The organism is Pseudoalteromonas sp. S327, assembly GCF_005886415.1.
GTDB lineage: Bacteria > Pseudomonadota > Gammaproteobacteria > Enterobacterales > Alteromonadaceae > Pseudoalteromonas > Pseudoalteromonas atlantica.
Genome location: NZ_PNDP01000021.1, coordinates 22,111 through 33,233 on the forward strand (window position 1 = coordinate 22,111; position 11,123 = coordinate 33,233).

The following is an 11,123-nucleotide window of genomic DNA, read 5'->3' on the forward strand; positions in this document are numbered from 1 at the left end:
GGTGTTTATACCCCTGCGTATATTTAGTGAATAGATACCATGTATTTAAAGGCTCAATTAGAGATTTTAAACGCATGATTAAAAGGTGAGCTAAAGATACCCTAATTAACCCTGCAATTCTATTGCTATCGGGTTTGTTTATTAGATTTAGCTGATTTGTTTGGGCGTTTTTTAAAAGGTGGTGGTTTAGGTGCACCAGGTTTGCAGCGTTCATTTATTTTACGCCACAGCTTTGTAAGTTGTTTGGTTATTTCTTCGTTAGACTGCTCATCAATACCACTTTTTACCATAAGCACAATATCGATATTATCGATGGTGTGTTGATTTAAACGAAAACTTTCGCGAGCGAGTCGTTTAATACGGTTACGTTGGCATGCCTTTTTTACACGTTTTTTAGCAACAGTGAGTCCTAACCTAGGTTTATCTTGGTCATTAGGTTTAGCTAAAAGAGTAAATAAAGGAGTTGCAGCCCGAGCGGGTTCATTAAATATGCGAGAGTAATGCGAGGGAGTTAACAGACGTAACTCCCTGCCAAAGCTAAAGTCTTCCACTTATATATTAAGCAGAAAGAACTTTGCGGCCTTTAGCGCGGCGACGTGCTAATACTTTACGGCCATTTACAGTTGCCATGCGAGCACGGAAGCCGTGTGCACGTTTGCGTTTTAAAACGCTAGGTTGAAAAGTTCTTTTCATAACAATCTCATCCGATCGGTTAAAGTTAAAACATCCTATGCAGGTCGCGATCCTGGCACAGGTGCCATTGCGAGCGCGAGATATTATAGATTAAGCACTTTAAAGTCAATCATAATTGCGCTGTAAACACCGTGTTTATTACATTTTTTGTACGCTGGCTTGATATTTATGGATTAATTTTAAAGCAAAATGGTCTGCTTTTACGCAAAAAGGCGAATTAATGGCCGAGTGTGACTAAAAGAATGTGGATCGTAATAAAGTAGGGTGATCAACTAGGATCATCATAATTAAGAAGTTTTCCACAGCTGGTGTTTAAAAAGTGAATAAAAGCATGGGAAAACTCATTTAGATCGTAAAATTGGTTCGCGATCTCAGTGTGTTTTTGTTATGATCTGTTATCAGGCTTTAAAATAAAAGTCGCTATAAATCAGTCTGTTAAGATATTTATACACTGATATCAACAATTTTATAAAAATCAATCTTTTACTTGTGGATAAAGTGCCTTCATAATACCCGGTCTTGGGTCGGGTAGCTGGCCAATTGAACGCAATAAATGCATGATTTTTAATCATTATTGATGTGCGGGAATAAAAATTATACCTCTGGGAGTTTAACTGTGTATCTGTCGGTTTGGCAAAGTTGTTTATATGTATTGCAAGATGAGTTGCCTTCGCAACAATTCAGTATGTGGGTAAGACCACTACAAGCAGAAAGTACCGAAGATACCTTAACGATTTACGCACCTAATCGCTTTGTTCTTGATTGGGTAAGAGAAAAGTATTTAAACCGTATTAATGAGTTACTGGTAGAAATTTGTGGTGATGAAGCGCCCGAATTACGTTTTGATGTAGGTAGTAAACCACTACTAAATACTCAAGCGGCGGCGCCAAGTGTTGAAGCCCCTGCATCACCTAGTTCACAGGCACCTGCTAAACAGCAACCTGTAGAACAAAAAGCAGCAGTAGAGCCTGCGCCTAAATCAGGCTATAAATCTAATATAAAAGATAACTATACCTTTGACAGCTTTGTTGAGGGTAAATCTAACCAGCTAGCAAAAGCGGCTGCAACACAAGTTGCAGATAACCCTGGCTCTGCCTTTAACCCAGTATTTATTTACGGTGGCACAGGCTTAGGTAAAACTCACTTATTACATGCAGTAGGTAATGGCATTATGGCTAACAAGCCCGATGCTAAAATTGTTTACATGCATTCTGAGCGTTTTGTGCAAGACATGGTAAAAGCACTACAAAATAACGCCATTGAAGAATTTAAACGTTATTACCGTAGTGTTGATGCGCTAATGATTGATGATATTCAATTTTTTGCTAATAAAGAGCGCTCACAAGAAGAATTTTTTCATACCTTTAATGCATTATTAGAAGGTAATCAGCAAATTATTTTAACCTCTGACCGCTACCCAAAAGAAATTGAGGGTGTAGAAGACAGGCTTAAATCACGATTTGGTTGGGGTTTAACGATTGCTATAGAGCCGCCAGAGCTTGAAACGCGTGTTGCCATTTTGATGAAAAAAGCGCAGCAGAGTAAAATTAATTTACCGCACGAAGTCGCTTTTTTTATCGCTAAAAAATTACGCTCAAACGTACGTGAATTAGAAGGCGCGCTTAACCGTGTAATAGCTAATGCTAATTTTACCGGACGCCCAATTTCTATCGACTTTGTAAAAGAAGCACTGCGCGATTTATTGGCACTACAAGATAAGCTTGTCACTATAGACAACATACAGCGCACCGTGGCTGAGTATTACAGAATACGTGTGTCAGATCTGTTATCTAAGCGCCGCAGCCGCTCTATCGCGAGGCCGCGTCAGGTAGCTATGGCATTATCTAAAGAATTAACTAATCACAGCTTACCTGAGATTGGTGACGCATTTGGTGGACGTGACCACACCACGGTATTACATGCGTGTAGAAAGGTTAAATCACTTCGTGATGAAAGCCACGAAATAAAAGAAGATTATCAAAATTTAATAAGAACGTTGTCATCTTAGGGCTGACTTTATTATGCAAATAACCATTTCAAGAGAACAATTTTTAAAGCCATTAGTGCAAGTATCGGGTGCGATTGAACGTAAACATACGTTACCTATATTATCTAATGTATTGTTAGTGGTAGAAAACGGGCAACTTTCAATGACAGGCACAGACCTTGAAATTGAACTAGTTGCAGGTGTTTTTGTTGGTGATGATATTGCCGATACAAAGTTAACGCTACCTGCTAAAAAATTACTCGATATTTGTAAAAGCCTGCCTGATGGTTCTGAGCTTACATTGAGCTTACAAGAGCACCAACTGCTTTTAACCAGTGGTAAAAGCCGCTTTTCACTTACAACGCTTGCCGCGGAAGACTTTCCTAATTTAGAGCAGTGGGATGGCGAGGTTGAGTTTCAGCTAACGCGTTTAGAGTTACGTAAATTACTTGAAAGCACGCATTTTTCAATGGCTAACCAAGACGTTCGCTATTACTTAAATGGCATGTCGTTTGAAATAGATAATAGCGACATTAAAACAGTGGCCACCGATGGCCACCGTTTGGCAATAGCGCAAAAAGAATTAGGCCAATCGTTAAATACGCAGCGCCAATTAATAATACCGCGCAAAGGGGTGCAAGAAATTATGCGCCTTATGGTTGCCGATGAAGAATTAGTTACTATTCAATTTGGCGCTAACCATATTCGTATTATCGATGTGGAATTTACTTTTACAAGTAAGTTAGTGGATGGCCGCTTCCCGGATTACCGCCGCGTATTACCACGTGGTGGAGATAAAGTAATTACTGCTAACCGTGAATGGTTACGTAATGCGTTTCAACGCGTGTCTATTTTATCTAACGAAAAATTTAGAGGTGTGCGTTTAAACCTTGCCAATGGCTTACTTAAAATTACGGCTAATAACCCTGAGCAAGAAGAGGCTGAGGAAATAGTAGAAGTAATGTATGAGGGTGATGAGCTAGAAATTGGTTTTAATGTATCGTATGTATTAGATGTACTAAATACACTAAAAACAGAAGATGTACTATTTACATTAGCAGATTCAAACAGCAGTGCACTTATTGAAGGTGCAGGCGATGAAGAAGCAATGTACGTGGTTATGCCTATGCGATTATAAGATACCCATTATAAATGAGTTTAAGTCACTTGAGCCTCAAGTATTTTCGTAATATTGAGGCACTGACGCTAGAACCAGTCAACGGCGTTAATATAATTTATGGTGAAAACGGCAGCGGAAAAACCAGCCTTTTAGAGGCTATTTATTACCTTTCTCACGGCAAATCTTTTCGAACACCTAAACATAAAAGTATTATTCAACATCAGCAAGATATGTTTGTAATACATGGCCGCAAAGCGCTACACGACTTGTCTATTCCTATTGGGATTAGTAAAACCCAAAGTGGTGAAACTAATTTAAAAATACAAGGCAAAGCCAGTAGAAAAATCTCTGAACTTGCGCAGTTAATGCCTGTGCAAATTATTACACCCGAAAGCTATTCATTGTTTTTTGGGGGCCCAAAAGAGCGACGTAAGTTTTTAGATTTGGGTTTGTTCCACGTGGAACATGAGTTTTTTTATTTATGGCAGTCGTTTAATAAAGTGCTTAAACAACGCAATGCATTATTAAAAAGTAAGCCAAAGAATTATTTTGACCAAATTAGGTTTTGGGACAAAGAATTTGTTAGACTGGCAGAACAAATAAATAAATTAAGAATGGCGTATATAAGTAGGTTTAAGCAGCAGTTTTTTGATAAAATGTGTGCAGAATTAACGCTTATACGCGATTTAGAAATCAACTTTAATGCAGGCTGGAAAGACAGTGAGTCTTTAAGTGATGCATTAGAGCAAAACTTTGAGCGAGACGCTCGCCAAGGTTTTACAAGTAAAGGCCCTCATAAGGCCGATTTTAGTTTTAGTGTCGCTGGCAACAGCGTAGAGAATACGTTTTCACGCGGTCAATTGAAGTTATTGCTTTATGCGTTAAAAGTAACGCAAAATAGTTTAATTGAGTCAGAGACAGATAAGCAATCTATATTGCTAATAGATGATCTACCTTCAGAGTTAGGCGAGGATACAAAAGAGAAAGTGGGACAATTATTGGCTCATTGCAGTTCTCAAATTTTTATTTCTTCAATTTTGTCTGAAAGTATTTCTGCTGTGGTGGAACCCATGCAACGAGAACTACAAATGTTCCACGTGAAACATGGCAACCTAATAACAAGATAAGTGGGATTAACCATGTCTGAGAATTATGATTCGTCGAGTATTAAAGTACTTAAAGGATTAGACGCAGTAAGAAAGCGTCCTGGAATGTATATAGGGGACACCGATGATGGCACAGGCTTACACCACATGGTGTTTGAGGTCGTTGATAACTCTATCGATGAAGCCTTAGCAGGTCATTGTGATGATATTTATGTAACGATTCACTTAGACGGTTCAGTCTCTGTAAGAGATAACGGTCGTGGTATCCCAACTTCTATCCATGAAGAAGAAGGTGTGTCTGCTGCCGAGGTTATCATGACGGTACTTCATGCCGGTGGTAAGTTTGATGATAACTCTTATAAAGTATCAGGTGGCTTACACGGTGTTGGTGTATCGGTAGTAAATGCATTATCAGAAAAACTAACCCTTACTATTCGTCGTGAAGGCAAATTGCACGAGCAAACTTACAGTATGGGCGTACCTAACGCTCCATTAGCTATTATTGGCGATGCTGACACTACGGGTACTGAACTGCGTTTTTGGCCAAGTGGCGAAACATTTACAAACCTTGATTTTCATTACGATATTTTAGCTAAGCGTTTACGTGAGCTATCGTTTTTGAACTCTGGTGTAAGCATCATCTTATCTGATGAACGCGAAGAAAATAAAACCGACCACTTTAAATATGATGGCGGTATTCAAGCGTTTGTTGAATACTTAAACCGCAATAAAACACCTGTACATAAAGGTGTATTCCACTTTACTCACGAGCGTGAAGAAGATGGTATTAGCGTTGAAGTTTCAATGCAGTGGAACGATGGCTTCCAAGAAAACATTTACTGTTTTACTAATAACATTCCACAACGTGATGGTGGTACTCACTTAGCCGGCTTTAGATCTGCGCTAACACGTACACTTAATAACTACATGGAAAAAGAAGGCTTTAACAAAAAAGCTAAAACAACCAGTAATGCAACGGGCGATGATGCGCGTGAAGGCTTAACAGCGGTTGTAAGTGTTAAAGTACCTGATCCTAAGTTCTCATCACAAACTAAAGACAAGCTAGTATCAAGCGAAGTTAAATCTGCGGTTGAGCAAGCAATGGCTGAAAAGTTTTCTGATTTCTTATTAGAAAACCCAATGGATGCCAAAATTGTTGTTGGTAAAATTATTGATGCAGCACGAGCACGTGAAGCGGCGCGTAAAGCCCGTGAAATGACTCGTCGTAAAGGCGCTATGGATTTAGCAGGTTTACCTGGTAAATTAGCTGACTGCCAAGAAAAAGACCCATCATTATCTGAACTATACATAGTGGAGGGTGACTCAGCTGGCGGTTCAGCCAAGCAGGGTCGTAATCGTAAAAACCAAGCAATTTTGCCACTTAAAGGTAAAATCTTGAACGTTGAGAAAGCACGCTTTGATAAGATGCTTTCTTCACAAGAAGTAGCAACGCTAATAACAGCCCTAGGTTGTGGTATTGGCCGTGATGAATATGACCCAGAAAAACTACGTTACCACAGCATCATTATCATGACCGATGCGGACGTGGATGGTTCTCACATTCGTACATTGCTACTAACGTTCTTCTATCGCCAAATGCCAGAAATTGTTGAGCGTGGTTATATTTATATTGCACAACCACCACTTTATAAAGTGAAAAAAGGTAAGCAAGAGCGTTATATTAAAGACGATCCTGCACTTGTAGAGTACCTAACATCACTTGCACTAAATAATGCAGCGCTTTACACAAGCGAAGATGCAAGTGCAATTGAAGGTGAAGCGCTTGAGCAAATAGTACAAGATTACCAAAACACAGTTAAAGTCATTGAGCGCTTAAAACGTAAATACCCTAACACTGTAATGGAACGTTTGATTTACCAAAGCGAGTTAAAAGTAGAAGACTTATCTAACGAAGCTAAGGTAATTGAGTGGACTAAAGAACTAGTTGACGACTTAGTTGAACGTGATGAAGATGCGACAATTTTCCACGCTGGAACAGAGCATGATGCAGAGCGCAACTTGTACTTCCCGGTTGTGAATATTCGTCAGCATGGTGTGGATAAAGCACACGTATTACATTACGACTTTATTGCCTCACGTGACTACCAACGCATTGCTGTGACAGGCACGAAGATCGCAAACATCTTAAAAGAAGGCGCATATGTTCAACGTGGTGAGAAAACAAAACCTGTTGATAACTTTGTGGATGCTTTGGAATGGTTGATCGCAGAATCTAAGCGCGGGATCTACATTCAGCGCTATAAAGGATTAGGCGAAATGAACCCTAGCCAACTGTGGGAAACCACAATGGATCCTTCAGCTCGTCGTATGTTACAAGTAACAATTGAAGATGCTGTAGCGGCAGATCAATTGTTTGCAACATTAATGGGCGATCAAGTTGAGCCTCGTCGTGAGTTTATAGAAACCAACGCACTTCGCGTAGTTAACTTAGACGTGTAAAAAATTATACTTACATCTTAAAAGGAGCCTAATGGCTCCTTTTTTATTTTAACAACCGCACAAACTGCTTAAAACCTGCGTGTGCACAAGGTATACTGAGGGTAATTTTCACGCTACTTTCAGATAGTAAAAAGCCAAATATGCAAAAATATGACGTTAAAACCTTTCAAGGTTTGATCCTGGCTTTACAGGATTATTGGGCGCAGCAAGGCTGTGTCATTATTCAACCACTTGATATGGAAGTGGGCGCAGGGACATTTCACCCGCAAACATTCTTAAAATCTATTGGCCCTGAGCCAATGTCGAGCGCATACGTACAACCGTGTCGCCGTCCTACCGATGGCCGCTACGGCGAAAACCCAAACCGCTTACAGCATTACTACCAATTTCAGGTAGTTTTAAAGCCATCACCAGATAACATTCAAGAGCTTTACCTAGGCTCATTAGAAGCAATGGGAATTGATACCCTAACGCACGAAGTACGCTTTGTAGAAGATAACTGGGAATCGCCAACACTAGGCGCTTGGGGCTTAGGTTGGGAGATTTGGCTAAACGGTATGGAAGTAACGCAGTTTACTTACTTTCAGCAAGTAGGGGGCTTAGAATGCTCTCCTGTAACCGGTGAAATTACTTACGGCCTAGAGCGTTTAGCAATGTACATTCAAGGTGTAGACAGTATATACGACCTAGTATGGGCAGACGGTCCATTAGGGCGTGTAACTTACGGCGATGTATTCCATCAAAATGAAGTAGAACAATCTACTTACAACTTTGAACACGCAAACGTAGATGACTTATTTGCACAATTTGATAAGTGTGAAGCTGAGAGCCAAAAGCTAATTGAAGCAAATTTACCACTGCCTGCTTACGAGCAAGTAATGAAAGCATCGCACGCGTTTAACTTACTCGATGCGCGCCATGCAATCTCAGTAACCGAACGTCAGCGTTATATTTTACGCGTTCGAGCGTTATCAAAAGCGTGTGCACAAAGTTATTACGATGCACGTGAAGCGCTTGGTTTCCCGCTGTGTAAGGATAAGTAAGCATGTCAGCACAAAATTTATTAGTAGAAATTGGCACCGAAGAGCTGCCACCAAAAGCACTGCGCAAATTAGCAGAAGCCTTTGCCGCAAACTTAACTGCAGAGCTTGAAACACTAGAGCTTGGGCATGAAGGCGTAAGCTGGTATGCATCGCCTCGTCGTTTAGGTTTACAAGTAAAAGCGCTTGAAGCAAAGCAGCAAGATAAAGAAGTAGAAAAGCGTGGCCCTGCAACTAAAGCAGCGTTCGATAGCGAAGGTAACCCAACTAAAGCAGCAATGGGTTGGGCACGTGGTTGTGGTATTGACGTAAGTGAAGCACAAACTCTTGAGACCGACAAAGGCGCTTGGCTTTTACATATTGCTAAAGTAGCAGGACAAGAAACCAAAACGCTGATGAGCGATGCCATTGCAAAGTCGTTAGCAAAGCTGCCAATACCTAAGCCAATGCGTTGGGGCGCGAATAAAACACAATTTATTCGCCCAGTTCATACCGTAACTATTTTATTTGGTGATGAACTTATTGAAGGCGAAATTTTAGGTAAGCAAGTAACTAATCAGTTACAAGGCCACCGTTTTCATCATCCAGAAAAAATCACCATTAACCATGCTGATGACGTGTTCGACGTATTAAAATCAGCCTACGTTATTGCTGATTACGAACAACGTAAAGCGCAAATCCGTGCACAAATAGAAGAAGCGGCAAGCGCAGTGAATGCGGTTGTTGCAATGGATGAAGACTTATTAGAAGAAGTTACTTCACTAGTAGAGTGGCCAGTAACGTTAACGGCAACATTTGAAGAAGCATTTTTAGATGTACCTGCCGAAGCGCTAATTTACACCATGAAGGATGATCAAAAATACTTCCCGCTATTAGATCAGAACGGCAAACTTTTAAATAAGTTTTTGTTTGTATCTAACATCGAAAGTAAAGATCCAAGTGTGGTTATATCTGGTAACGAAAAAGTAGTGCGCCCACGTTTAGCTGATGCGCAGTTCTTCTTTGAAACAGATAAAAAGAAAACCCTAGAAAGTCGCTTAGAGTCACTTGATACTGTTTTATTCCAAAAGCAATTAGGTACGCTTAAAGATAAATCTGTACGTATTAGCGAACTTGCCGGCTACATTGCAGAGCAACTAGGCGCCGACAAAGACCTTGCAAAACGTGCTGGCCTATTAAGTAAAACAGACTTAATGACCGAAATGGTAATGGAATTTACCGACGTGCAAGGTGTAATGGGTATGCACTATGCACGCTTTGATGGCGAAGCAGAAGATGTAGCTATTGCACAAAACGAGCAATACATGCCGCGTTTTGCGGGTGACAATTTACCTACAAACCTAATCAGCTGTGCAGTAGCAATTGCAGATAAGTTTGATACGCTGGTGGGTATTTTTGGTATAGGCCAAGCACCAAAAGGTGACAAAGACCCATTTGCACTTCGTCGTGCTGCCATTGGTGCACTGCGTATCATGGTAGAAAAAGAGCTACCGCTTGATATTTTAGACCTAGTAGCAAAAGCACAAACACTGTTTGGCGAAAAGCTTACTAACCTAAATGTATCAACCGACGTATTTGACTTTATGCTAGGGCGCTTCCGCGCATGGTATCAAGACGAAGGCATTGAAGTAGATGTTATTCAAGCAGTACTGGCACGTCGTCCTACTAAACCTACTGACTTTGACCGTCGTGTTAAAGCAGTAAGCCACTTCCGTACGTTAGACGCCGCAGAAGCGCTTGCAGCAGCGAATAAGCGTGTAGGTAACATACTAGCTAAAAATAACATTACCACCGAAGGTGATGTTGATGAGAGCCTATTAAGCGATGACGCTGAAAAAGTATTAGCATCACAAGTAGCAAAATTTGCAACTGAGCTTGCACCACTTTACGCCGATGGAAACTACCAAGAGGCATTAAGCCAATTGGCGGGTATTCGCCAAAGTGTTGATAACTTTTTTGACAACGTCATGGTTATGGCCGACGATGAAGCTGTAAAGCAAAATCGCCTCGCACTATTAAGCCAGTTAAGCCGCTTATTTTTAGATATTGCAGATATATCTGTACTACAAAAATAACACCGCTTAAGCCAATAAAAAGCCAGCGTATTGCTGGCTTTTTAGTTTTAACAGAACGAAGGAAACCCATTAATGATGCCAATGAAACGAATTTTAACGCTTGCCATTGCCGGCTTACTCACAGCGTGTACTAGCCAAGTGTCTATTAACGACGTACTACCACAGCAAGAGCTGGATAAAACAATTTACCTAAGAGGCGATTTTACGCTTTGGGATGCAGAGCCTCAGTACCAGTTTATGCCAGTAGGCGGCGCGCTTTACCAAGCAGAAGTTAAATTTAGTACCCCAGGTAAAGTGTACGAATTTAAAATAGCCGATGCCGATTTTAGTGAAGGCTATAACTGTGGCTACAGCGATGCCCAACCAGCAGGACAAAAACTAACGCTCGGCCAACCCGTGCTTGCAGACTGTAATACTATTTATAATTACTTTAGTTACTCACCTGCAATAAAAGGCACATACATAGTAAGTATTGATTACAGTGACTATGATAAGCCGAAAGTGACGATTACTAAGAAATTGATCTGACTCCATAAAAGTAGACACCTATTTAGGAGTCAGTTCTCATGAAAGTAAAAGCGTTTCGTAAACATACAGAGGAATTTAAAAGAAAAGTGGTGCAAGAGTCACTAGACTCACACG

Annotated in this window: 9 protein-coding genes; 7 read left to right on the forward strand and 2 right to left on the reverse strand. The window is 40.5% G+C overall.

Features of this window, described 5'->3' with window-relative positions:
• Positions 1 to 125: 125 nt before the first annotated feature.
• Entirely contained in the window at positions 126 to 551 is a 426-nt protein-coding gene (rnpA, locus tag CWB60_RS07910) for a ribonuclease P protein component (protein WP_029772813.1), read from the reverse strand.
• Positions 552 to 558: 7 nt separating this feature from the next.
• Complete coding sequence (rpmH, locus tag CWB60_RS07915; protein WP_004335215.1) at positions 559 to 693, reverse strand: 50S ribosomal protein L34; 135 nt, start codon at positions 691 to 693, stop codon at positions 559 to 561.
• A 616-nt stretch (positions 694 to 1,309) separates the two neighbouring features.
• On the opposite strand from rpmH, the gene dnaA reads away from it, so the two are divergent.
• From dnaA to CWB60_RS07950, 7 genes are all read left to right on the forward strand, one after another.
• The gene (dnaA, locus tag CWB60_RS07920; RefSeq protein WP_004588059.1) at positions 1,310 to 2,701 is read left to right on the forward strand and encodes a chromosomal replication initiator protein DnaA; all 1,392 of its coding nucleotides are present in this window, start codon (positions 1,310 to 1,312) and stop codon (positions 2,699 to 2,701) included.
• Positions 2,702 to 2,714: 13 nt separating this feature from the next.
• The gene (gene dnaN / locus CWB60_RS07925) at positions 2,715 to 3,818 is read left to right on the forward strand and encodes a DNA polymerase III subunit beta (RefSeq protein ID WP_138576248.1); all 1,104 of its coding nucleotides are present in this window, start codon (positions 2,715 to 2,717) and stop codon (positions 3,816 to 3,818) included.
• Positions 3,819 to 3,832: 14 nt separating this feature from the next.
• The gene (gene recF, locus CWB60_RS07930) at positions 3,833 to 4,927 is read left to right on the forward strand and encodes a DNA replication/repair protein RecF (RefSeq protein ID WP_138576246.1); all 1,095 of its coding nucleotides are present in this window, start codon (positions 3,833 to 3,835) and stop codon (positions 4,925 to 4,927) included.
• A gap of 12 nt (positions 4,928 to 4,939) precedes the next feature.
• Positions 4,940 to 7,366, forward strand: a complete 2,427-nt coding sequence (gene gyrB, locus CWB60_RS07935) for a DNA topoisomerase (ATP-hydrolyzing) subunit B (RefSeq protein WP_138576244.1) — start codon at positions 4,940 to 4,942, stop codon at positions 7,364 to 7,366.
• A gap of 140 nt (positions 7,367 to 7,506) precedes the next feature.
• The gene (gene glyQ, locus CWB60_RS07940) at positions 7,507 to 8,409 is read left to right on the forward strand and encodes a glycine--tRNA ligase subunit alpha (RefSeq protein ID WP_004588055.1); all 903 of its coding nucleotides are present in this window, start codon (positions 7,507 to 7,509) and stop codon (positions 8,407 to 8,409) included.
• A gap of 2 nt (positions 8,410 to 8,411) precedes the next feature.
• Complete coding sequence (gene glyS, locus CWB60_RS07945; RefSeq protein WP_004588054.1) at positions 8,412 to 10,481, forward strand: glycine--tRNA ligase subunit beta; 2,070 nt, start codon at positions 8,412 to 8,414, stop codon at positions 10,479 to 10,481.
• 72 nt (positions 10,482 to 10,553) lie between these two features.
• Positions 10,554 to 11,009: an early set domain-containing protein gene (locus CWB60_RS07950; protein WP_138576242.1), complete on the forward strand. Its 456-nt coding sequence runs from the start codon at positions 10,554 to 10,556 to the stop codon at positions 11,007 to 11,009.
• Positions 11,010 to 11,123: the final 114 nt, after the last annotated feature.